The 23,508-nt window shown below is 45.4% G+C and carries 25 protein-coding genes; 4 read left to right on the top strand and 21 right to left on the bottom strand.

Annotated elements, in window-relative coordinates:
• The first annotated feature begins 29 nt into the window (after positions 1-29).
• Positions 30-1,472, top strand: a complete 1,443-nt coding sequence (locus VX730_01910; protein MEC9291138.1) for a P-loop NTPase fold protein — start codon at positions 30-32, stop codon at positions 1,470-1,472.
• Here VX730_01910 and VX730_01905 read toward each other — a convergent pair whose 3' ends face one another.
• From VX730_01905 to VX730_01870, 8 genes are all read right to left on the bottom strand, one after another.
• The gene (locus VX730_01905) at positions 1,473-1,862 is read right to left on the bottom strand and encodes a septum formation initiator family protein (protein ID MEC9291137.1); all 390 of its coding nucleotides are present in this window, start codon (positions 1,860-1,862) and stop codon (positions 1,473-1,475) included.
• 42 nt (positions 1,863-1,904) lie between these two features.
• Positions 1,905-3,182 (bottom strand): phosphopyruvate hydratase, encoded by a 1,278-nt coding sequence (eno, locus tag VX730_01900; GenBank protein ID MEC9291136.1) that lies wholly within the window; start codon positions 3,180-3,182, stop codon positions 1,905-1,907.
• A 12-nt stretch (positions 3,183-3,194) separates the two neighbouring features.
• On the bottom strand, positions 3,195-4,070 hold the full coding sequence (kdsA, locus tag VX730_01895) for a 3-deoxy-8-phosphooctulonate synthase (GenBank protein MEC9291135.1): 876 nt from the start codon (positions 4,068-4,070) through the stop codon (positions 3,195-3,197).
• On the bottom strand, positions 4,067-4,927 hold the full coding sequence (locus tag VX730_01890) for a prephenate dehydratase (protein MEC9291134.1): 861 nt from the start codon (positions 4,925-4,927) through the stop codon (positions 4,067-4,069). The genes kdsA and VX730_01890 overlap by 4 nt, the downstream gene beginning before the upstream one ends.
• Before the next feature lies 1 nt (position 4,928).
• Positions 4,929-5,216, bottom strand: a complete 288-nt coding sequence (locus VX730_01885; protein MEC9291133.1) for a hypothetical protein — start codon at positions 5,214-5,216, stop codon at positions 4,929-4,931.
• Positions 5,217-5,219: 3 nt separating this feature from the next.
• Entirely contained in the window at positions 5,220-6,908 is a 1,689-nt protein-coding gene (locus VX730_01880) for a CTP synthase (GenBank protein ID MEC9291132.1), read from the bottom strand.
• Between the two features lie 88 nt (positions 6,909-6,996).
• Complete coding sequence (locus tag VX730_01875; protein MEC9291131.1) at positions 6,997-7,218, bottom strand: hypothetical protein; 222 nt, start codon at positions 7,216-7,218, stop codon at positions 6,997-6,999.
• Positions 7,219-7,295: 77 nt separating this feature from the next.
• Positions 7,296-10,232: an EAL domain-containing protein gene (locus tag VX730_01870; protein ID MEC9291130.1), complete on the bottom strand. Its 2,937-nt coding sequence runs from the start codon at positions 10,230-10,232 to the stop codon at positions 7,296-7,298.
• Positions 10,233-10,497: 265 nt separating this feature from the next.
• Between VX730_01870 and VX730_01865 the strand changes: the two genes are divergently transcribed.
• On the top strand, positions 10,498-10,737 hold the full coding sequence (locus VX730_01865) for a hypothetical protein (protein ID MEC9291129.1): 240 nt from the start codon (positions 10,498-10,500) through the stop codon (positions 10,735-10,737).
• Here the strand turns inward: VX730_01865 and VX730_01860 are convergent.
• The 9 genes from VX730_01860 to VX730_01820 all read right to left on the bottom strand — a co-directional run bounded on the left by VX730_01860 (position 10,734) and on the right by VX730_01820 (position 18,950).
• Positions 10,734-11,675 carry an HAD hydrolase-like protein gene (locus VX730_01860; GenBank protein ID MEC9291128.1) on the bottom strand — a complete coding sequence of 314 codons (942 nt, stop codon included), beginning with the start codon at positions 11,673-11,675 and terminating at the stop codon, positions 10,734-10,736. The genes VX730_01865 and VX730_01860 overlap by 4 nt on opposite strands.
• A gap of 58 nt (positions 11,676-11,733) precedes the next feature.
• Positions 11,734-12,990 (bottom strand): hypothetical protein, encoded by a 1,257-nt coding sequence (locus VX730_01855; protein ID MEC9291127.1) that lies wholly within the window; start codon positions 12,988-12,990, stop codon positions 11,734-11,736.
• A 75-nt stretch (positions 12,991-13,065) separates the two neighbouring features.
• Positions 13,066-14,076: a serine/threonine protein kinase gene (locus tag VX730_01850; GenBank protein MEC9291126.1), complete on the bottom strand. Its 1,011-nt coding sequence runs from the start codon at positions 14,074-14,076 to the stop codon at positions 13,066-13,068.
• Positions 14,077-14,130: 54 nt separating this feature from the next.
• On the bottom strand, positions 14,131-14,355 hold the full coding sequence (locus VX730_01845; GenBank protein ID MEC9291125.1) for a hypothetical protein: 225 nt from the start codon (positions 14,353-14,355) through the stop codon (positions 14,131-14,133).
• Between the two features lie 12 nt (positions 14,356-14,367).
• Positions 14,368-14,751, bottom strand: a complete 384-nt coding sequence (locus VX730_01840) for a DOPA 4,5-dioxygenase family protein (protein MEC9291124.1) — start codon at positions 14,749-14,751, stop codon at positions 14,368-14,370.
• 120 nt (positions 14,752-14,871) lie between these two features.
• Positions 14,872-15,612 carry a hypothetical protein gene (locus tag VX730_01835; protein ID MEC9291123.1) on the bottom strand — a complete coding sequence of 247 codons (741 nt, stop codon included), beginning with the start codon at positions 15,610-15,612 and terminating at the stop codon, positions 14,872-14,874.
• Between the two features lie 503 nt (positions 15,613-16,115).
• On the bottom strand, positions 16,116-17,771 hold the full coding sequence (groL, locus tag VX730_01830) for a chaperonin GroEL (GenBank protein ID MEC9291122.1): 1,656 nt from the start codon (positions 17,769-17,771) through the stop codon (positions 16,116-16,118).
• A gap of 169 nt (positions 17,772-17,940) precedes the next feature.
• On the bottom strand, positions 17,941-18,234 hold the full coding sequence (locus VX730_01825) for a co-chaperone GroES (protein MEC9291121.1): 294 nt from the start codon (positions 18,232-18,234) through the stop codon (positions 17,941-17,943).
• 110 nt (positions 18,235-18,344) lie between these two features.
• Positions 18,345-18,950, bottom strand: coding sequence for a GNAT family N-acetyltransferase (locus VX730_01820; protein ID MEC9291120.1), 606 nt, complete (start codon positions 18,948-18,950; stop codon positions 18,345-18,347).
• A 51-nt stretch (positions 18,951-19,001) separates the two neighbouring features.
• Between VX730_01820 and VX730_01815 the strand changes: the two genes are divergently transcribed.
• Together VX730_01815 and VX730_01810 are read left to right on the top strand one after the other, a co-directional pair.
• Positions 19,002-20,273 carry a M20/M25/M40 family metallo-hydrolase gene (locus VX730_01815; protein ID MEC9291119.1) on the top strand — a complete coding sequence of 424 codons (1,272 nt, stop codon included), beginning with the start codon at positions 19,002-19,004 and terminating at the stop codon, positions 20,271-20,273.
• A gap of 120 nt (positions 20,274-20,393) precedes the next feature.
• A complete protein-coding gene (locus VX730_01810; protein ID MEC9291118.1) occupies positions 20,394-20,792 on the top strand; it encodes a hypothetical protein in 399 nt (132 codons plus the stop codon).
• A 134-nt stretch (positions 20,793-20,926) separates the two neighbouring features.
• Here VX730_01810 and ruvB read toward each other — a convergent pair whose 3' ends face one another.
• The 4 genes from ruvB to VX730_01790 all read right to left on the bottom strand — a co-directional run bounded on the left by ruvB (position 20,927) and on the right by VX730_01790 (position 23,472).
• The gene (ruvB, locus tag VX730_01805) at positions 20,927-21,949 is read right to left on the bottom strand and encodes a Holliday junction branch migration DNA helicase RuvB (GenBank protein ID MEC9291117.1); all 1,023 of its coding nucleotides are present in this window, start codon (positions 21,947-21,949) and stop codon (positions 20,927-20,929) included.
• A gap of 1 nt (position 21,950) precedes the next feature.
• Positions 21,951-22,565, bottom strand: a complete 615-nt coding sequence (gene ruvA / locus VX730_01800; GenBank protein MEC9291116.1) for a Holliday junction branch migration protein RuvA — start codon at positions 22,563-22,565, stop codon at positions 21,951-21,953.
• 74 nt (positions 22,566-22,639) lie between these two features.
• On the bottom strand, positions 22,640-23,131 hold the full coding sequence (gene ruvC / locus VX730_01795; GenBank protein ID MEC9291115.1) for a crossover junction endodeoxyribonuclease RuvC: 492 nt from the start codon (positions 23,129-23,131) through the stop codon (positions 22,640-22,642).
• Positions 23,128-23,472 (bottom strand): hypothetical protein, encoded by a 345-nt coding sequence (locus tag VX730_01790; protein MEC9291114.1) that lies wholly within the window; start codon positions 23,470-23,472, stop codon positions 23,128-23,130. Before VX730_01790 ends, ruvC begins: the two co-directional genes overlap by 4 nt.
• Between the last annotated feature and the right edge of the window lie 36 nt (positions 23,473-23,508).

Below are 23,508 nucleotides of genomic sequence, written 5' to 3'. Positions count from 1 at the left end.
GGTTGTAGTAATTGGTTAGGAGAATTTTTATGTCAAAAGTAGCAATTATGAAAGAGATAAACTCTGCGGTGGAGGATGTTCCTGTACATCTTGATACCCCTAAGCTTTCTTTTGAAGTAGACGACAGGTTTAATCGTAAAGATTTGGCAGAAAAGCTTACAGAAGCAATTTGTAAATTCTCTCCATTCTATGACGATTCTTATGTACTAAGTTTGAATGCTCCCTTTGGTTCTGGAAAATCAACTTTTATTGAAATGTGGCAAAATATGCTCCAAGAGGAGCAAGGCATGGAATGCATTTACTTAAATGCATGGGAGCATGATTTTGATGATGAACCTATTGTACCTATTTTAAGTACCCTTTTGGCGGCAATGCCAAATAAAGGGATAGACTTACGCTCTGCATTTTTTGGCGCCATGGCCTCTACTACAAATGATTTAATTGCACATAAGCTTGGCGTTGATGTTAAGAAGGTTATCAAGGAAGCAGGAGAAGCTGGCGATATCAATTCTGTTGGTGCTGAAATTTATAAAGGCTATCACTTTAAAAAAGAAGCTTTTAAAAAATTAAGGGAGAGCCTTACTGATTTTGTGGAATCTTTAGATAAAAGGCCTTTGGTTATTTTTGTAGATGAGCTAGACCGCGCACGTCCTGATTACAGCATTCGCTTTCTTGAGACAATTAAGCATATGTTTCCCGTGCAAGGCATTTGTTTTGTCCTATCTGTAGATAAAGGGCAACTAGAGAAATCTGTAGCTCAAGTGTATGGAGATATTGATTTTAAAAATTATTACCTAAGGTTTGCCACTAATGAGGTGAGCTTACCAGAACTTGCTCAAGTTGACTTAAAGCCTTTCTTAAGAGATTTGAGGCAGGAATATATTGATGAAAAACGCCAGTCTGGAATTAAATATCCTTTTAAAGAAAATGATGAGCATCAGATAAATGAGTTTATTGCAGATATTGCTAAGGGGCTGGAGCTTAAGCCTAGAGAAATTCAAAAATTATACAGACGATTTTCTCAGTTTATGGCCATCTCAGAAAATGAAGATAAGCTTGCTTTAGTCAATTGGGTTCAGGCAGCCGTATTGCTTGTTGCGTTATCTATTGTTAATCCGTCAATGTATCATCAGGTAGGTAAAAACTTGGTTCAGCCTGAGGACTTTACTAACTTTATTAAAGGCAAGCCATTCTTTGATTATTCTGGAGAAAGAAATGATGAGTGGGTTCTAAGGATTGGTTTGGCTTTTTCTATGACAAATAATGAAGAGAGAAACTTGCGCATTGCAAACCTTGCTATGCCGTTGTTCGGATATGAGGATCCTAATGGTAAAGAGGGTGAAGATCAATTAAGGGCGGAGGTTCTTAGGTATTTGTCAGAGCATGTGGACCGATGGAGGTTTAGGCCAAATTCAACATCTGCTTTTTCAACTATTTATACAAGGTTAGAAAGCTGGTCGCCGTTTCTTTAGTTAATTAGCGGCAAGGCGTTCATCTAAGAACTGGCGAAGTGTTGGTTTGTTCTCTTCTTGGGTGGCTTGCTCATCTTCCCAGTCGATGAGGACAAGAATCTCATTTTCACGGATCATTGGTGTGTCGCGACGAATCAGCTCTTCTACGTAATCAGCGTCAAGTGTTGCTGTGCGCAAGCGATTCACTTTAAGGCGCCAGTCATCGCGCTCTGTCTCTAAAAAGTAGATATCTTTTTCAAGAGAAGAGATTTCACCAGAGAGTTTGTACCATGTATTAATGTTACGTTCGCCCGTAAGGAGCTGTAAATATGTGTAGAATAGCAAGAAAAACAAAAGCGTAGGCCATGCCATACGTTTTGCTCTTTGCTGGGTGGAATCTACAAACTTCATAAACACTATTGTGCCATGAAGCTTGTAGAAACGCTAGAGTCACTATGACGTTTTTATCAAAGACTTCCCTGCAAATGTGGCATTTGTGCCAAGATCTTCCTCAATACGGAGGAGTTGGTTGTACTTGGCCATGCGGTCACTACGTGAGGCACTCCCTGTTTTGATCTGGCCGCAACCTGTGGCAACAGCAAGGTCTGCAATGGTGGCATCTTCAGTTTCACCACTGCGGTGGCTCATAACCACGCCGTAACCTGCCTCTTCAGCCATAGCTACAGCTTTAAGCGTTTCAGTCAGTGTACCGATTTGGTTAACTTTGATAAGGATGGCGTTTGCCACCTTCTTCTCAATGCCTTCAGCAAGGATTTTAGGGTTTGTGACAAAGAGGTCGTCTCCAACGAGCTGTACTTTGCTGCCAAGGCGTTTTGTAAGCTTTGCCCAGCCTTCCCAGTCAGATTCATCAAGGCCGTCTTCAATAGAAATGATTGGGTAGCGTGCGCAAAGATCTTCGTACACGTCAATCATCTCATCGCTTGAAAGAGTTTTGCCTTCAGCTTTGAGTGTATAGCCTTCTTCACCAAAGAACTCACTTGCCGCCACGTCTAGGGCAATAGCAATATCTTCGCCAGGTGTGTAACCAGCAGCTTCAATCGCGCGGATCAGCCAGTCTAGAGCTTCGGCGTTAGAGCCAAGGTTTGGCGCAAAGCCCCCCTCGTCTCCAACGTTTGTTGAAAGGTCATGTGCGCTCAGAAGTTTTTTGAGCTGGTGGAAAACTTCAGTTCCCATACGCAAGCCACGCTTAAATGTTGTGGCGTTAAGTGGCACAACCATGAATTCTTGGAAATCAATTGAGTTATCTGCGTGTGAACCACCGTTAATCAGGTTCATCAGTGGTGTTGGCAGGACAGACGCTTCTTCATTCAGGCTTTCCCAGAGTGGAATACCCATGTGGTCAGCGCGTGCATGCGCTACAGCGAGAGACACGCCAAGCAGTGCGTTTGCACCAAGGTTGGATTTGTTCTCAGTACCGTCTAGCTTAAGAAGGATTTCATCAATCTCTTCTTGGTTCATTACAGACTTACCAATCAGTGCACGTGCAATAACTTTGTTCACAGCGTGAACGGCTTCACGTACGCCTTTACCAAGGTAGCGAGATGTATCGCCATCACGTTTTTCAATCGCTTCACGAGACCCAGTTGATGCACCAGATGGCACAGCGGCTGTACCAAAAGCGCCATTTGCGAGTTCTACATCAACTTCAACTGTTGGATTTCCGCGAGAATCTAAAATCTCACGGCCATGAATGTTTAGAATAATACTCATGTGTTTTGCTCCTTATGCAGCACTTGGGATGTTCTGGTAGCCCATGCCCTTAGTGATGTCATCAAGTTGTTTAAGTGTTGCAAGCAGGCCTTCAAGCTTATCCATTGGTACCATGTTCGGGCCATCTGAGAAGGCTTCTGCTGGATTTGGATGGCTCTCAATAAAGAGACCTGCAACACCCACAGCCACAGCTGCGCGGGCTAGAGGTTCTACAAACTCACGCTTACCGCCTGAGCTCTTACCGTTACCACCTGGCATTTGTACACTGTGTGTTGCGTCAAAGATCACTGGATAGCCCGTATCAGCCATAATGCGCAGGCCGCGGAAATCTGTTACCAGCGTGTTGTAGCCAAAGCTTGTACCACGCTCTGTGAGGAGCACTTTATCGTTACCGCTTTCAGCCACTTTTTCAGCTACGTTGCCCATGTCTGTTGGCGCTAGGAACTGGCCTTTTTTCACGTTAACCACTTTGCCTGTTTGAGCTGCGGCAACAAGTACGTCTGTTTGGCGGCATAGGAAAGCTGGAATCTGAATCACATCAACCACCTCACCTACGGCAGGCATTTGGTGTGCGTCGTGTGCGTCAGTCAGTACTGGTACTTTAAATGTGTCACGCACTTCCCCAAGGATTTTTAGACCTTCATCAAGACCTACACCGCGCTTGCCAGAAACGCTTGTGCGGTTGGCTTTATCAAAAGATGATTTGTAAATAAACGGAATGCCAAGGCGTTGCGTCATTTCAGTTAGCTTTTCAGCTGTCTGCATCGCAAGGTCGCGGCTTTCAATGGCACATGGACCACAAATAAGTGCAAATGGAAGGTTTGCCGCAATGTTAATCTGGCTTACCCCGTTATCTCCACCAAGAGTTACTGTTTTCTGTGTTGTCATGTGTTCATTCCCCTTTTATGACTTAAGCGCGTTTTATCCGCTTCATATATGCCGAGCAGTTTAAGGTCTTTTGAGTAAAAAGCCAACTCTTCGAAGGCTCTGGCAACATGTGCCTCTTCTGTATGCCCTAAAATTTCAGCGTAAAAATGTGTGTTGTTGAAGTTTTTGCCCATGTAGCTCTCTAGGCGCACCATGTTGACGCCGTTTGTAGCAAAGCCCCCAAGGGTTTTGTAAAGCGCTGCTGGGATGTGTTTCACTTCAAACAAGAATGATGTGACGTACTTTTTGTCTTCATCATACCTAGGTGTGTTCTTCTCTTTCGTGAAGATCACAAAACGTGTTGTGTTGCCTTTGATATCCTCAATGTTTTCCTCAAGGATCTTTAGGCCATATAGTTTAGCTGCAGCTTTAGAGGCTACAGCTGCGCGACTTTTATCACCAGAAAGCGCAATGTCTCTTGCGGCGAGAGCAGTATCTGTACGCTCACGCATACCAAGGCCCCATTTACGCAGGTTAATTTCAGACTGCATAAGCGCTTGGATATGGGATTCAGCTGTTTTAATGCTGTCCATATCTGCGCCTTCTACCGCAAGCAGGCAGTGTTCAACCGGCTGGAAGTGTTCTTTGATCATTGTGAGATCAGTGTTTGGTAGAATGCGGTGAATATCTGTCACGCGGCCAGCGGTTCCGTTTTCAATTGGAATCATCGCATGTGTGGCCGTGCCCTCTTCTACGGCGCTAAAGGCGTCCATAAAGCTGGCGCAGGCGATTACGTCTACGTCTTCGCCAAAAACATTCATACAAGCAAGGTGAGAGTAACTCCCCTCTACCCCTTGGAAAGCAATACGCTTCTCCACGTTACCACTCCTTAATCTGTTTCATGAAGTAAGATGATAGTTTAAAGCTCACCATGAGAGCGAGCGCGATAATTCCGTAAATTGAGGCATTGTAGATCGCGCTTTCAACGATTTCCAGTTGCGGAACCGTCACAGCGCAGGCTTTGTGGAGCTCCATGCAATGCGGGAAGGATTTCTCTAAAAAGAGAGCAATGCCGTTTACCAGTAGAAACGGAACCATAAACACGAGAAGCCAAGCGATACACAATCGCTTGAGATTGAATGACTCTTTGGCTTCTCGAAATTTCATAGGTTAAACAATGGCGAACAGGCCTGGTTCCTCTGGAGGTGCCTTGCCGTTAATTTGACGCACAAGTGCTGCTTTAATAAATGAAGCAAACAGTGGGTGCGGCTTTTGCGGACGAGATTTGAACTCTGGGTGGAACTGAGCTGCTAGGAACCATGGGTGGTCTTTCAGCTCAACAATTTCTGTCAGGTTACCGTCTGGAGACATACCACTAAAGATAAGGCCTTTTTTCTCAAGCTTCTCTTTGTAGTTAATGTTGAACTCATAACGGTGGCGGTGACGCTCAGAGATCTTTTTGCTGTTGTAAATGCGGTGTGCAAGCGTGCCTACTTCAAGTGTACATGGGTAAGCCCCAAGGCGCATAGTGCCACCAAGGTCTGTTTTCTTTGTACGTTGTGCTTTACCAGCTTTTGTTTCCCATTCTGTCATGAGGCCAATCACTGGGTTCTTCAGGACTTCGCCCTCTTCTAGGAACTCAGTAGAGCCAACATCTTTTAGGCCAAGTACGTTACGGGCATACTCTACAACAGCCATTTGCATGCCGAGGCAAATACCAAAGTATGGCACATGGTTTTTACGGGCAAACTCAATGGCTCTGATTTTACCTTCTGTTCCGCGGTTACCAAAACCACCAGGTACAAGGATTGCATCAGATTTAGCAAAGGCTTGTTTCAACTCTTTATCGCTGAGATCTTCAAGGCCTTCACTATCTACAAAGTTGATTTCTACACCGACATTATTGGCAATACCACCATGGACAAGAGCCTCATTGAGAGACTTGTACGCATCTTCAAGGCTCACGTATTTACCAACTACAGCAATACTAACTGTGTTGTTCGGGTTAGAGTAAAGGTTTGCGAAACGCTCCCAATCATCCAGTTTAGGTCTTGGAGAACGCATGCGGAAGTAATCAAGGATGGCATCATCAAGGCCTGCATCATGCAGCGCAATCGGCACGCGGTAGATACTGTCGCTATCTGGGCAGCCAATCACGTGGTTCTTTGGAATACCAGCAAACAAAGCGATCTTCTCAAGCTCGTTTTGTGGAATCTCACGCTCAGCACGACACACAAGAACATCTGCTTGGATACCAAGTTTTAGAAGCTCTTTCACACTGTGTTGTGTTGGCTTTGTTTTCAGTTCCCCTGCTGCCTTAAGGAAAGGCACAAGAGTCAGGTGCATAAACAGGCAGCGTTCACGGCCTGCTTCATAGGCGTACTGACGAATCGCTTCATAAAATGCAGGTGATTCAATATCACCGACTGTTCCCCCAATCTCAACAATGGCAAAGTCTGCTTTACCTTCATTGGTACGAATGGCGTCTTTAATCTCATTTGTAATGTGAGGCACAACCTGAATGGTTGCCCCTAGGTAATCCCCGCGGCGCTCTTTCTCAAGAACTTTTGTATAAATACGGCCCGTTGTGTAGTTACTTGTACGGTCGGTATCTACAGCGTTAAAGCGCTCATAGTGACCAAGGTCAAGGTCGGTTTCTGCACCGTCTTCCGTCACAAAGACTTCCCCGTGTTGAAGCGGGCTCATTGTGCCTGGGTCTACGTTGATGTAAGGGTCTAGTTTCTGCATCACGACTGTGAAGCCACGTGCACGGAGGACTGCGGCTAGAGATGCGGCTGTTAAGCCTTTCCCTAAAGAGGAAACCACGCCACCAGTAGTAAAAATATAATGCGTATCCATGGAATTTCATATTAGGGGATTTTTTAGAGGATGTCTCCCCCTTTTTTGATTTTTATATAAAGAAAGACCCCACGTATAGCAGGGTCTTTCAAGTCGCTTTGCTAGAAGGCTTTGCCCTCTTCTCTTTAATGCGAGAGACAATATGAAGAATGCACATCCCGCAACGATCTTTATTGGCAGCTCTGTCTTCACTAAAGTCTCGCCAAATCAGTCGTGCAAGCCGCTCGGCTTTCAGGTTGCGATGAGCATATTTCTCATAGAGTTTCTCAAAATCATCGTCTGTACGGACTGTACAGCTACAGATAATCATAGGAGTCTCCATTAGAACGGGATACAGGTTAAGGTATGTCTATTGTATACGTATGGGGCTTTGGGTTCAAGTCAGATTTATGAGCTGAGTAGGAAGTCGTGGTAGTTCTTGCCAACAAAGCGCTGGTGCAGAGACTTAACATCACCTTCTGGACGGCTCAGGTAGTAACCCTGTGCATAGTCAATACCAAGCTCGTTCAGCTTGTTAAGAATCTTCTCATCTTCCACAAACTCGGCAACTGTCTTAATGCCCATGCCCTTCGCAAGGTCAGAGATACTACGAACAAACAGTTGGTCATTCTTAGAGGTTGTGATTGAGCGGATAAATGAACCATCAATCTTAAGAACGTCAATCTTAAGTTGCTTAATGTAAGCGAATGAACTGAAACCTGTACCGAAGTCATCCAGTGCAAAGCGGAAGCCCATATCGTGAAGCTCGTTCATGAACTCACGGATTTGGCCAATATCACGGTAAGCGGCAGGGTCGTGGAGAGCGGCTGTTTCAGTTACCTCAAAGATGAAGTTACCTGGGTTTAGGTCTTCATGGTTTTTTAGGTTGTCTTTGAGGGTTTCAATCATTTGCTGGTCACCAATGCTACGGCCAGACAGGTTGATTGATACGTCGTACTCAAAGCCTTGCTTCTTCATTTCAAGCTGTTGCTCAAAGCAGCGGTTTACCACGGCAAGGTCAAGCTCTTGAATAAGGCCAAAGTGTTCAGCGGCGTCAATAAAGATACCTGGTGCACCAAGATCACCGTTCTCATCACGCAGACGAATCAGAGCTTCAAAGAGAGGACGTTGCGTTTTGTGGCTTGGCACAAGTGGTTGGTAGTGCATTTCAAAGTCACCGTCTTGCAGTGCTTTACGTAGACGCTCTACCCACTTCAGCTGTTCACGAATTGAATCACGACCATCATCAGCTCCACCGTGGTCATCAATGTAAGCACGGTTACGGCCCATATCTTTTGCACGGTACATGGCAAGGTCGGCACTCATAATCAGGCTCGCTGTGTCGCGGTCTTCCTGAGGGTATGTCACCACACCAATACTCATTGTGGCTTGCAGCTTAATGCCTTTGAAATCAATACGCAGTGCATTGATGTCTTCAATAATCTTATCAACCTTCTCACGGGCGCGGTCTGTATCAATGTTATGCATGATCACACCGAACTCATCACCACCAAGACGGGCAACTACGTCCGTTGTACGTACGTTACGCTCAAGAACATCAGCCACAGACTTAAGAAGGGCATCCCCTGCTTCGTGACCGTGTGTATCGTTTACTTCCTTGAAACGGTCAAGGTCAATAAACAGAAGCACACCAGATGTTTTATGGCGCTTAGCAAGGCCAAGTGTACGGTCGAGCTCTTCCATAAAACGAGTACGGTTAAGAAGGTTTGTCAGGCTATCTGTTGTCGCAAGGCGGAACATGTTTTGACGGTCTAGCTTTGACGCTGTCGTGTTACTTGCTGCACCACGGTAACCTGTAAAGTTCCCTCGCTCATCAAAAATTGGAACACCGCTCATACGTAGACAAACTTGGTCGCCAGACTTAGAACGTGTCCAGAATTCGATATCACGGTATGGCTGATGGCGCTCAATACGGCTTTCAATCAGGGCACGTGTTGTATCGTTGTTGGCGTTAAAGAGGCGGTCAAATGTGAATGAGCCAATCATCTCGTTAGATGTGTAGCCTAGTGTTTCCTTCACACCTGGAGAAACGTAGTTAAACAGGCCGTCAGCATCAATTTCCCATAGCCAGTCAGATGAAGATTCAGCAAAGTCTCTAAAGCGCTGCTCACTACGTGCAAGTTGGTCTGCATACTGTTTACGTGCTGTAACGTCACGGCAGTGCATCACAAGCACAGGTTCGTCATCTTCTTCTAGAGTAAGCTCTTTAATCACTGTTTCAACATGCAGGAATGAACCATCATGTTTCTTCAGTCTAAATGTAATATCTTTTTTGCGTGGAGACTCTGTTTTATCTGCAAGGTGAGATTCAACAAGGTCATGGTCAGACTCATGTACAAAGTCAAAGATGCTCTTCCCTTTAAGCTCAAGAGACTGGTAACCAAGCAAACGTGTGTACGCAAGGTTCACGTAGTCAAAGTTATGGTCTTGGCTCAGAAGCGCGATAAGATCGTAAGCGTTATCACTAATTGTTTTAAAGCGAGCTGTGAGGTCTTCAAGTTCTTTTGTACGTAGAACCACTTCCCTGCTCACTTTGCTTTGCATGCGCAGTTGACCCCACAGGATACCGCACAGTGCCAGTGTAATGATAAAGCCAATTAGGCCAACCATGCCGGCTGTAAAGAAGTTCATGCCTGAGAGTGCATCTGGCTTAAACTGCCAGTTTAGAGTTACTTTCTGGTCATCAAACTCAAAAGATTCGCTGTTTGCATGGAAAATTTTTGGAATTTCAGCAAGTGTAAGGATATTAGACTTCCATAGCGTGTCGCCTGTCTCGTTTGTTAGTGTGGCTTTAAGGTCTGTTGAGCCAATAACGCCAGATTTTACATGCTGTTCACGAATAAACTCTTTAAGGTCTAGCTGACCAATAAGAACTTGAGAGACCTCATTGTCACGAATGACTGGCTTGTAGAATGTCATCACAGATGAATCTGGTGCTTTGTAGAAGTTAAGCGTGCCGTTTTTATCGCCCATCATACCTTGAGAAACAATAGGCCTTGCGTATGAAGATAGGTCAGCACCATCTGACTTATAAAGAAGGACACTGTTGACGTTACCGTCAGCACCTCTAATACCTGCATAAACACCAATACGTTTTAGCGTTGGGTTATTGCTCAGAAGCTCTTTAGCTGAAGAATTAATTGAATCTTGTTTCGGGTAGTCCCCGTTGTAAAGCATAAGGAAGTGAGAAATCTCATTGCTGAGTGTCAGGAGGTCATATTTGATGTTTTGTGTTGTCACTTCAGAAAAGTCTTCAACTTCAACAACCCACTCTTTTTGTGCGTGTTCCATAGTGTAGAACGATGTCCAAAGGGTTAAAAGCATGCCGATAACAGCACAAGCGCCAATGATGGCGTACCATAACTGCTTTGAATTTAAAGCCCTTTTCACCTGAAGTTGCACCTCTAATGCGTATATTTTTCTTATTGTTACGCTATATTCTGTCACACAGCTCTTATGAACGGTAACAAAAATTGCTATAGATGTTTATACAAAAAACAGGCCAATTTTCTGACATGTGTCAGGACTTTCTTCTCTTCCTATTGAAAAAGCTAATGAAAATACCCATAATATAAGTGGAGAGAAAATGATGGATATAAATAATACTGCACAACTTGGAAGTCTTGTGCGTGCTGCCAGTGCAACACGTGCGGATACGCCTGTGCAGGCATCTGGCGCCACAACAGCCGCTGCAACCGTTCTACAAACCAATCAAACTGTTGTTCCGAATAAAAAAACAGACAGCTCTGGTAGCACTCACAAAAAATATCAGGCAGAAAGCCAACACCCCTCTTCTGGTAGAGGGAGTGCTGTTGATGTTTACGTCTAAAGTTTTAGTGCTTCACAAATATAATCAGGTGTGATGTTTGATTCTTGAATGAGTTTGTCGGTGTTTAGCCCTGTATAAACACCACTTTCAACAAGCAGTGTTTTAAAACCAAGGTTATTGCCGCCAAGGATGTCTGTATGGAGTGTATCACCTACCATCAAAATATTTTCTGGAGCAATGTCTGGGAACTTTTCTACTGCCATGAGGAAGATGTCTGGCCAAGGTTTACCGAGGAGCTTGAGTTGTTCATGGAATTCTCTTTGCTCTGATGTCAGGCTTTGTGCAATGCCGCCTGGAGTCACAAAGTATGTGTCATGATCGATATAAACGCCCACATCAGGGTTGCCCACCCACAAGTTTTGAGAGGCTTCGCTGAGTTTGCTTTGAACATTTTCTCTGAGTGTATTTGAAATTGGGTTGGTGCAGAGAAGTGTTAGATGTGTCGCTTCATCAATGTTGCCACCATTTGATAGGTTAACAACCTTGCCGTCCCAAGCTTCGTGTGCGCTGTGCTCTTGTGGCAGATTGACAGCGCCCCAGAGCGGTGCGCTTTTTTGCTCCTGAGAAATTTTATGCATGAGGGTATCAAAGCTATTTACCATTTCATTTGCGCTAAAATTATAGCCCCAGCCGTTGTAGTGGCTCACGCGGGTATGGCTATGGAAGCGCGCATCATTACTGACTAGATGCACAGGAACCCCCTGCTCTCTCATCCATGCAAATGCTTCAACTGCTGATGGAATGACACTTTCATTATTGTTGAGGACACCGTATGAATCGAGAAGGACCAGTTGAATGTCATGATCTTTAAAAATTTCTTCAAGGCCTGAAACACGTTTACCTTTACCTTCAAAAGCTTTGTCTCCAAAAGCACTTTCATACTTTCTGTTACCACGCCAATAGGTGTCAAAATTTACAATCTCTTTAGTAAACGGCATAAAAATACTCCCCTTTAAGGAGAGTATCTTACTAAATTTAAACGTGGGATGCTACGAGTTATCTTTCAGGTGCGTCCTGCTCTATTTGTTCAGCTTCTACCTCATCAAGATAAGCGCCTTCTTTACGGGCTTGCTCAGATTCACGGAGCGCATCTTTTTTCATCTCATCGCGTGCATAAGCAGACCATGCATCGTTAAGACTTTTATCTGGGTTGTCTGCTGTATGGCCTGGAACGGTTTCTACATGAGCACCACCCATGTACTTTGTGCCTTTGCCTTTCGGGCGTTTTGGTTGTTCTGGCTGAGTTTCAGGAGCAGCTTCTTCTTGCGTGTAATCTTCCCATGCTTCATTCATCATGGCGCCTTCACTGCTGCTTAGAATTTGGCCAGCAGGTTGCTGTCGTTCATGTTTTTCAACAGCGTCTTTGATCTTGGCAACTTTTTCATCTAGCTCTTCCTGCTTTGCAGGATCTAGTGGGGCTTGCTCTAATGTTTCCTCAGCTTCTAATTCTGGTTCTGTAACTTCTTTTGCTGCTTCTTTCTGAGCTCTTAACTCAGCAAGCTGGGCTTTATTACCTGCAAGGTCTACCATAATGTGGGCACGTCTCATTTGGCCATCTACATAGCTTTGGAACATGCGGCCCAAGAATCCTTTACGTTTAGGCTGTTCAGTTTCTGGCTTAGCCTCTGGTTGAGAGTCCTTCTCTGCAAGGTCAAAATCTTGTGTTTGTTCGCCTGGCTCCTGGAGGTGGAGCCTGCTAGGTACATCTGCAAGGCTTACATTGCCAGCTTGTTTTGGCGATACTGTACGTGTTGTTGAGAACTCTACTTCAGGCTCTGCTGTTAGATTAATATTTCTTGGAACCTCAGAAAGGTCAGCTGGCTCTGCATTTTCAGGTGAAACGGTTCTGCTTGTTTTAAACTCTGGTTGGACACTTTCTTGAGATGCCTGCCTTGAAAGTATTGGGGCAGCACTTTGAATGCGTTCTACACCTGATTTAAAAACGGATTGTGTCGAAGCGACAGCTTTTGAGCCGAGCTCCTTAGCTTTGGCCGACATATCTGAAAAGCGTGTAAGGAAGGATGGTTGGCTTTGCCTGCTTTGCAGGCTATGTACTGCACTGTTTTTGAGATCATCTAAAGATGGAGCCTCTGCAGTATGCGATACAGTGTCTTGAACTTGAGGCTTTACAGGCTTGGCTTTCCCTTCTACAAGGTTGCCTGCTTTATCAAACCTTTTGGTTGTGTTAGAGCTTTTAAATGTCTGTTTATCGCCTATGCCGAGGTCTTTAAGAAACTTCTTGAAATCTGGCACTCTAAAATCCTCCCTGCTCTCTTATGAGCACTCCTCTCCTATTTATGGGGAGCGATATTAAGAAATTCAAGTGTTTTAGTAATTTTCCTGAGATAAAATGCCGCCAGATTGAATGAGTATCATTTGCTCTCTCAGTCCTTGCATATAGTCAGCCCAAAATTCTTCTGAAGTAAATGTTGGAAAAGCCTGTGGGAAGGTTGGATCATTCCATCTGTTCGCAAGCCAGCCTGCATGGTGCATCATACGGAGAGCGCGCAAAATATCAATCAGGCCAAGTTGTTCACGTGGAAACTCTCTAATTTGTTCATAGCCTTCCAAAATCAAGTTCAGTTGGAAACGCTGTTCTTCTGGTGAACCAGACAGGCACATCCAGACATCTTGCACTTCAGGTCCGCTCATGCAGTCATCAAGGTCAACAAGGAAGAACTGGCCATCATCAAGTACGTTTCCTAGGTGGAGGTCACCGTGAAGGCGCATATTAAAGTGCCTATCGCCCCATACGTTTTTACAGAGTTCTTGGACCTGAGCAGATGTGCTGAGGATGTTGTCTTTCATATACTCTGGCATGAGTTCACTGCCAGCGAGCAGGTTTTTAATTGCGCTTTCACCAATGGTCTGTGGGCTCAGGTTAATGCGATGTTCAAAGTTATCCCATGCACCAACACTGTGGACGCGAGCAATCAGGCGACCTATTTGCCTGAAGTCTTCGTCTGTTTGTAGGCTCACTGCCCTGCCCCCACGTTTAGGGAACAGCGTAAAGAGGTAGCCTTCATATTCAAAGAGTGTTTTGCCATCTATTACTAATGGGGCAACAACGTCAATTTCAGCACTGGCCATGCCGAGTGTAAAGTTATGTTCTTCTTGAAGTTGCTCTTTGTTCCAGCGGTTTGGACGGTAGAATTTGGCAATGATGTGCTCGTTTTTACCTTCGAGGCCGAGGTCATACACACGGTTCTCATATGAGTTTAGGGCAAACATTTGGCCTGAGGTTTCATATTTTGTCGTGTCTACAGCATTCAAAATACAGTCTGGTGACAGATCCGCATAAGGTGTGTGTTCATTGCGTGCATTTTCCATGGCGGGCATAATACCTGTTCTTGAACAACAAAACCACCCCGAAGGGTGGTTTCATTTTAAAGCTTACTTTTCAGCAGGCTTCTTTCGTTTTTTCCTGAGAGACCTTAGGTCTGTGGGGTTCTTTTTGGCTTGGCGCTTGGCTACAAGTTCTTGGATGAACATGGAGGCATAACCAAAGCCCAAGATACCAAACACAGTTAAGATAAGTGGCCATGCTGAACCAAAGTAAAAGCACAGCCAAATCATGCCGCCCCAAAAGGTTGCGGTAAAGAGTAGTCCGAGAAACAAGGGCGTTTTCCGTTAGTTGTGGCCTTTAAAGGCATTTAGGTTGAGGTCCAGCTGTGGGCCAACCCAAAGCGCTTCTTTGGTGTGAGCACTGAGTGCATCAACGTCTTCACCCATAGCGTGAATCAGTATAGATAGGCCGTTGCCATGGTTCATGCAGAACATAACAGCGGCAGCAAATTTTTCGCGGCGTTGGCCTGCGGTCATGTTTTTACCGATGTCTACTTCTACCATTGGGTAAGGGTGCGGTCCAATTGGCTTGTTTACAGGTTTGTTGTATTCGCCGCCAAACAGCTCAATGAGCTGCTTGGAGAGTGTCATGGCCCTCTTCTCTTCTTCCTCATTTTTAAAATAAATGTGAAAGTGGAAGTAGTCATACGGGTCTAAATTAAAGAGCATTGTGTGCCTCCTTTGGCGTGTAAACAGGAAAAATCAGATAACGTATTCTTTTCCTATAACAAAGTTTACCATACAGAACAACAAAAGAACCTCAGATGAGGCTCTTTTGCTTGATCGATTTTAGGCTGCCAAAGCACCCAGAGCAGACGGTACGCACTTTACGTGCATGGTTGCCTGATCTGTAATGGGGCCATGGAAGGTGGCGGTCCGGTCACGCACTTGAATGCGATGACCAAAGCCCTCTTCCTTAGCGGCGTTAAGAACAGCGCTTTTGTCATCATAAATGGCAACATGTTGCGGCATAGCTTTGAAGCTATCCCAAATGTGCAGGCGCAGATCACGCAGAACACTGATTGCGTATTTTTTGCGACCAGCAATCAAAGCGCCGTCGGCGGCCTCGATGCCATCAAATGCATCCCAAATGCGCATTTTGTTCAAAACAAACTTGGCATGGAACATGGGGGATGCGGTAAAGATCATCCGAGGACGGTCATGGCGCTGCAAGGCACGTGTCAAATCAGCATTGGGCTGATACATGTGGCCACAGCTTTCATGAAAGCGGGTATATGCCGCGCGGACAAACTCATCTTGTGGAACACCAAACTCATGTTCAATAAACAAGGCTGTGGTGCCATACTTGCGGTAGCCTGCTTGGTTGATGGCAATGGCCTCTTCACGGGGGTTATCCGGAAAGTATTGAGCCATTTCATCAACAAGAGCCTGCTCTAACGCTTCTTCCGCTGCACTTGATGTAAGCGTGGAGTCGAGGTCCATCACGTCAATGGCAACGGGGCAAGACTTGCGTGCAAAGATGCGCGGCTTGTGCTTGGGCTGATATTGCCCATTAAGGGGCGTAAACATAGGAGAACTCCTAGAGAATAAAAAGAAAATTCAGATTTGGTTTGTTGTATACCTAGCATGTTGCCTAAAGTTTGGGCAAGTAAGAAATGATTTTTGGAAAAACAATAAAAAAGAGGCGGTTACCCGCCTCTTTCTTTTAATCGATTTTGCCTTGGCAGTGGAGTGTCTGCTTTGTGCCATCAGTGTGATACACGGTAACTCTCCCATGGGTCCATTCAGAACCTCCGGTATTATATTTCAATGGCTCCATAACTGCGCCGACTTGATAGACGGGCTGGCTTGGTGCCTTAACCAGGCGCAGAGCGATCAGAATTCTCATGAAAAAACCTGTCTGCTTAACAGGGTTATGGAAGTGTCCTTGCATTGGTATGCTCCTGTAGATAAAAAAGGTAAGAGATGGTTTGCTCAAAATTGAGAGTGGGTATGCACCCTTTTCTTTTCAAGGGCAAAAATAAAGACGGCTCCGAAGAGCCGCCTTTTTAAGGTTATATGGGAGTGATGGACTACATCATGCCGCCCATTCCACCCATGCCGCCCATAGCACCCATGTCTGGCATGCCGCCTGCAGCTTTTTCTTCTGGCATATCTGTAACCATAACCTCTGTTGTTACCATAAGGCCTGATACAGATGCAGCGTCTTGTAGAGCTGTACGTACAACTTTAGTTGGGTCGATGATACCTGCATCAAGCATGTCAACGTACTCACCAGTTGCAGCATTGTAGCCCCAAGTTGTTTTGTTGTTTTCGAGAACTTTACCAACAACAACAGCACCGTCTACACCAGCGTTTGTTGCGATTTGGCGCATCGGCTCTTGAATCGCGCGGCGGATGATTGCGACACCTGCTTTTTGGTCAGCGTTTGCTGTGTTTAGCGTATCTAGAACCTTTGCAGCGCGTAGTAGTGCAACACCACCGCCTGCAACAACGCCCTCTTCTACAGCTGCGCGTGTTGCAGCAAGTGCGTCGTCAATACGGTCTTTCTTCTCTTTCACTTCAACTTCAGTTGCACCACCAACATTGATGACTGCAACACCGCCAGCAAGTTTAGCGAGACGCTCTTGAAGTTTCTCTTTGTCGTAGTCGCTAGATGTTTCAGCCATTTGAGCACGGATTTGCTCACAACGTGCTTCAACAAGGGCTTTATCACCAGCGCCATCAACAATAGTTGTGTGGTCTTTTGTGATTGTTACTGATTTAGCCGTACCAAGCATGTCTGGTGTGATTTCGCTCTTCTCGAAGTCCATACCCATATCGTCGCTAAATACGACTGCGCCTGTAAGTGTTGCGATGTCTTCAAGCATTGCTTTACGACGGTCACCAAAGCCTGGTGCTTTAACAGCGGCAACTTTAAGGCCACCACGTAGTTTGTTCACAACCAACGCTGCAAGTGCTTCGCCTTCAATGTCTTCAGCAATCAGTAGAAGCTCTTTACCACCTTGAGCGACTGGCTCAAGGACTGGAAGAATCTGCTGTAGGTTTGTAATCTTCTTATCTGTAACAAAAATTACTGGAGCAGACATTTCAGTCGTCATCTTCTCCATGTTTGTGCAGAAGTAAGGAGAGAGGTAACCACGGTCAAACTGCATACCTTTAACGCTATCTAGAGTCGTTTCTAGGCCTTTTGCTTCTTCAACTGTAATCACACCTTCTTTACCAACAACTTCCATTGCTTCGGCAATAATTTCACCAATAGCGCTGTCACCGTTTGCAGAGATTGTTGCAACCTGAGCAATTTCACCTTTACCTGCAACATCCTTTTTCATGTTACCAAGTTCAGCAACCATAGCCTCAACAGACATATCGATACCGCGCTTAAGGTCCATAGGGTTCATGCCAGCAGCAACGCTCTTTGTGCCTTCTTTAAAGATGGCTTGCGCAAGGACTGTTGCTGTTGTTGTACCGTCACCAGCATGGTCTACAGCTTTAGATGCCACTTCACGTACCATCTGTGCACCCATGTTCTCAAACTTATCTTTAAGCGAGATTTCTTTTGCTACTGATACACCATCTTTTGTTACACGAGGTGCACCAAATGATTTATCTAGCAGCACATTACGACCTTTAGGTCCAAGTGTTACTTTAACTGCATCAGCAAGTGTATTGACACCTGCTAGCATTTTTTTACGAGCATCTTCGTTAAAACGAATATCTTTAGCCATTGTATTTCTCCTACTCTTTTAAGAGTTTTTTTATAAAACTAGTTATATAAAATTCGTTAGATAGGTGCGAAAATCATTTGTTATTGATGCACACAGGCGAAGTGTATTGATTTATACATGAGCCGAGTGCAGCAAATAATAAGTGATTTGCAGCCCTTTCTAATAGAATTTATGCGTAAACAGCGATGACGTCTTCTTCACGCATCACAAGTAGATCTTCACCATCTACTTTTACTTCGTCAGCGCCCCATTTTTTATAAAGGACCGTATCACCAACTTTAAGTTCCATTGCACGTGTTGTTCCGTCAGCTGTAATCGCACCGTTACCCACTGCAACAACTTCACCTTTTGTTGGCTTTTCTTTTGCGCTATCTGGAATAATGATTCCACCAGCAGTTTTTACATCTTCAGTAAGTGCCTTTACGACAATGCGGTCGTATAGTGGACGTAGTTTAGTTGACATGTATCATGCCCTTTCTTTTCATCATTGAACTCCATGGAGTGTTAGCACTCCAGTTTTGTGAGTGCTAATTTAACATATTTGTTGAGCGTTGCAAGGGGGTGTATCAATTTTTATGAAATATTTTTGTGCATAAAGAGACATTCAAAGCTTTCCTCTTTACCACAGATGTCTCCACGCCACACCTCGCATTTATCTTCTATAAAGCCAAGGGTTTTATAAAGGCCAATGGCAGCTGTTTGTGATGTTGTGACATGTAGAATACAATTTGTGAAGCCAAGCTGTTTGGCACGTAGTAGGAGGTATTTGGTCATTTGTTTACCAATGCCCACACCTTGCAAGCTATGTAGAAGGTGGAGTTTACAGAGCTCTACAGCCCCTTCTTTTTCATCTGGCTTAAGGCCACCAAAGCCAACAATCTTGCCGCGGTGCTCTGTAACGGCAAAGTCTCCGCCAGCATCAATCATCTTTTGGCCAAGCTCTACAATATCACCGTGGTAGCTGAGGTTTTGAATGAAGCCTTTTTCATTCCGTTTAATGGAATCAATATAAAGGCTGCGAATTTGCTCGTGATCTTTAGATATCATTGGGCGGATGGTTAGCGCATATGAACCGACAAGATCCGGTGCGTGTTCTAGTAAGCCACGTGACTTAATGTGTTCCATCTCTTGAGGTAAGTTCCCTGTTGCTAAAGTAGGCCTATATTGGTATATACCCATGTATACATCAATCTGTATTTTTCGTTTTTCTCGTCTAAAGGAGTAACTCTTATGACGTCTGATGTTTTGCTTTTGGCGCAAAACTTAATCCACTACAGCACCACAACTGTTGTAGATGGTAATAGGGAGGGTCTTTTAACAGTTGAAGACTGCCTTTTTGAGCTTGCTCGGTACGCTGAGCGTTCTGGCGCGACATGGTCAATGAAGCGTTTTGAGGGCGGCCATGAAAAGTGGCCCTACCCTGTAAGCAACCTTGTGGTGACTTGGCGTAAAGGTAACGCAGATCAACACTTGTGCTATTTGGGCCATGTGGATACTGTGCCCGCAGGTAACGCGGCTCTATGGGATAACTCCCCCACCTCGGCGCAGGTGAAGGATGGTTTTCTGTATGGCCGTGGTGCCACAGATATGAAAGGCTCTGTTGCGGCTTTCTTTTCAGCTATGGCTGAGGTGATGCAGCAGCAGGATGATGTTCATGTTACTGCTGTGATTACCGGTGATGAAGAATGGGCCGCTGTGAACGGAACCGCAAAGGTTCTTGAGCAGATGAAAGAGGAAGGTGTTCATGTGGACTCTTTTCTTGTGGGTGAGCCCTCCTCGCCTGATTCGCTTGGGACGCATATCAAATCTGGCCGCCGCGGCAGCCTGGTTGGTAAGCTGACTTGTGACGGTGTGCAAGGCCATGCGGCTTATGCAGGTTCGTTCAAAAACCCCAATACGGCTCTTATTGAAGCTGCTGACCTGCTTGGTCAGTATGACTGGGGCTTTCGTGATAAAGGACAAACCCAAACACAATTCCAGATTATCGCTATGAAGTCTGGAGACTTTGGTGCTTCTGCTGTTGTGCCGGCTCGGGCAGAAATGCTCTGGAATATTCGCTTTACCAGTGAGTGGTCGCCTGAAGAGCTTGTAGAAGATATGAGGCGTTTAGTTTGGGGTATGACAAACCTTGAACGCAAGTTAGAGCGTGTTACGGTTGAAGCCAACCTGCACAGCGTCTCTTTGCCCTACGCCACACCTCATGAAGGCAAGCTGTTTGATGCGGTTAAATCTGCGCTTTATAGTCGTGAATGGGGATACCCGCAGGTGGATATGAATGGTGGCACAACAGATGGGCGTTTTGTGCAACGCTTTTACCCTGATGCAGAGGTGCTGGAATATGGCCCTCCTGAACGTGGTGGATTAAAGCCAGATGGCAGTGCCCCTGAGAGGTATTTGCAAGAAGGTGGCATGCACCAAGTAAATGAGCGTATCAGCCTGAAAGATCTTGAAGGTTTGGCACAGAGCTATGCAAAAATTGTGAGCCTGTATCACAAGCGTTAATCGATTGAAAAGAAAAGGTTCCCTCTGGGGAGCCTTTTCGCTTTACAGGGCTTTGTATGCTGTGTATACGTTTTATGAATACCTTATCTTTTCTTTATCTTTTTATAAGGACCTGTCGCTATGACAATTCAAATGATGCCTCGTCCAGTTAACTGGACTGGTCAGGACGGCCTGGAGCCGCTTATTGCACCAGGTGGATGTTTTCCTCCTGAAGAACCTCGCTTGCAAACTGCTTGCACTTTGATTGTGAGAGTGGATGACGGTATTGGTATCTATGATTTTACCTTTAACGTTGAGGGTGACCAGCATATGGATGCTACACAAAATGCTCTGCTTTTGAAAAAGAAGCTGATGCAGGAAGGCATTGATGTGGTCACAGAGTGGGAAGAAAACGGTGAAAAAGGCCGGACTTTGAACACCTTCCTGCCCAATACATTCACCAAAATCACAATTACCCATGTGGATGAAACCGTGCAAAGCACCAAAGCTGAGTGCACGCGGGTTCGTACCTCTTACTAAGGAGACTATTATGAAAAAGATACTTTTGAATTCTACTGCTTTGGCTGCTTTGTGGCCATGCTGGTGTTTCGAAGACCCTTGTACATGTTACTAAAAAATCGAATGAAAAGGCTCCCGTTTGGGAGCCTTTTTCTTTAGATAAGTGAGCCTTCAGTGCTTGGTGCGTTTCTGCCAAAGTGGCCGTAGCCGTTTTGGGTAATGACACGTCCGCGCGGTGTACGCTGAATAAAGCCAAGCTGAATCAGGTATGGTTCTAGAACATCTTCAATTGTGTCTTTGCTTTCCCCAATCGCAGCGGCAATGGTTTCGAGGCCAACAGGGCCACCTGAGAATTTATCCATAATGCTTGTCAAGTAGCGCTTATCGTTCTTATCTAGGCCTTTGGCGTCTACCTCTAGGGCAGCCAGAGCCATGTCTGCAATTTCACGGTCAATGTGGCCGTTGCCTTTTACAAGGGCGAAATCATGTACACGGCGGAGGAGTCTGTGTGCAATACGTGGTGTACCACGGCTACGGCGCGCAATTTCAAGAGCGCCATCATCTGCAATATCTACGTCTAGCTTGCGGCAGGCACGACGGAGAATCTCAACCAGTTCTTCTGGGCTGTAGAATTCCATACGGAACTGCACGCCAAAGCGATCACGCAGTGGATTTGTAAGTAGTCCAGCACGTGTTGTGGCACCTACCAGTGTAAATGGAGGCAGCTCAACCTTAACTGTGCGGGCTGCTGGCCCCTCACCGATAATAATATCAAGCTTGCCATCTTCCATAGCTGGGTACAGAATCTCTTCTACATGTGCGTTGAGCCTGTGGATTTCATCAATAAAGAGAACATCGTTTGGTTCAAGTGATGTAAGGATGGCTGCAAGGTCACCAGATTTTTCAATCACTGGGCCAGATGTACTGCGCAGGCCAACACCCATCTCCTTAGAAACAATCTGTGCCAGAGAGGTTTTCCCTAGCCCTGGAGGGCCGTAAAGAAGCACGTGATCTAGCGCTTTAGAGCGCGCCTTTGCCGCCTTTACAAAAATACTCAGGTTATCCCGTACAGCTTGTTGGCCGACAAAGGCATCTAGGTTTTCTGGACGCAAGGCCGTATCTGGGCGATCGCCCTCAATTTGTTCCTGCTCTACAATGCGTTCTGCATGTTCCGTCATGTTAGACCTTTAGCTCCTGTAGAGCCCCTTTAAATACGTTATCAAAGTTTGCGCCTTCGCCCTGCTCTTTAAGAGCCATAGCAACAGCGTCTTTTGCGTGGGCTTGTTTGTAGCCAAGGTTAACAAGGGCACTGAGGACATCGCCTGCAAGGCCTGTTGCTGGCATGCTTACCACTGTACCGCCAGTAGCGCCAGTTGCTGAAGCTGAAACAGGAAGGCTACCAACTTTGTTTTTCAGCTCAAGCACAATACGCTCAGCAAGCTTTTTACCCACACCGCTTGCGCGTGTCAGCATTGTTGGGTCTTGCATAGAAATAGCGCCAGTCACTTCATCTGGTGAAAGGGCGCTAAGAATGGCAAGTCCCATCTTAGGGCCTACACCGCTGACTGATGTCAGCACTTCAAAGAGTTTTCGCTCGGTTGTGTCTGTAAAGCCAAACAGTGTCATTTGGTCTTCACGGACGTGCATGTATGTAGAAACAGTTGTGGCTTCACCTTCTGCGTGGCCCCCTAGCATACGTGCATGTGTCAGCACCTTGTAGCCTACGCCGTTTACGTCCATCACAAGATAGTCGTCACCGACTTCTGCAATGATACCTTTTAGAAAATGAATCATGAATGTGTCCCCTGCCCGTTTTTCTTATTTAAGACGAAAACAGTTTACGGCAAAGCGTGTGAAAAAGCGAGAGCTTATGCTGATTTTAGGAGGATTTGATTTTGCAATGTATGCGCGTGTGTAATGGCGATTGCGAGGGCATCAGCCGTATCAAGTGTTTTAAACTGAGCCGTTGGCAGGAGCATTTTTACCATGTGTTGCACTTGCTCTTTACTTGCTTTACCTGTGCCAACAACAGATTGTTTCACTTTGCTGGGTGTGTACTCATCTACGCTGATGCCGTGTTTGGCAGGCGTGAGCATAGCAACACCCCTTGCCTGACCAAGAATAAGACTGGTACGGGCGTTAGAGTTCACGAATACTTCCTCAATGCCAACGCTATCAGGCTTATGCACAGTCATAATCTCATCAAGGGCTTCATGCAGCTTAAGGAGACGCTCAGACATTGGCAGTTTAGATGGCACCTTAACCGTACCCCCTGCAAGGTATGAAAGAGATGAACCTTGAGCGCGAATCACGCCCCAGCCCATGTTGTTTAGACCTGGGTCAATACCGAGAATTTTCATGAGCGCTTAAAAACCTTTTTGTAAATGAGTTTTGTGCTGTAAAACATGAGAACAAGCGCGTAGATGATAATCACGATACCCCAAAGGGCAAAACTTGTGAGGCCAATAATGTTGGCTGTTTCATTGCTGAGGTGGCTGCAATGCTTAAACCCATCAATCATATTGCTGGTGCAATCTGCCAGAAACGGCACAAAGTACAAAATAATAGAAAGCGTATAGAGGTAAAAGCTGTAGCTGCTGATTTTAATAAACCTTGCATGCTTGCTGAAATACGCCACGCGCCACATCACTACGGCAGGTAGGTAAAACGTTGCAAGAAGGAGTAGAATATCTTTAAGCATGGAGTGATTATGGAGGAATGCATGGTTGAGAGCAAA

Source organism: Pseudomonadota bacterium, from assembly GCA_036141575.1.
Lineage (GTDB): Bacteria > Pseudomonadota > Alphaproteobacteria > UBA2136 > JAPKEQ01 > JAPKEQ01.
The sequence above is the reverse complement of the archived record's forward strand: the minus strand, read 5'-3'. Positions and strand labels throughout refer to the sequence as shown.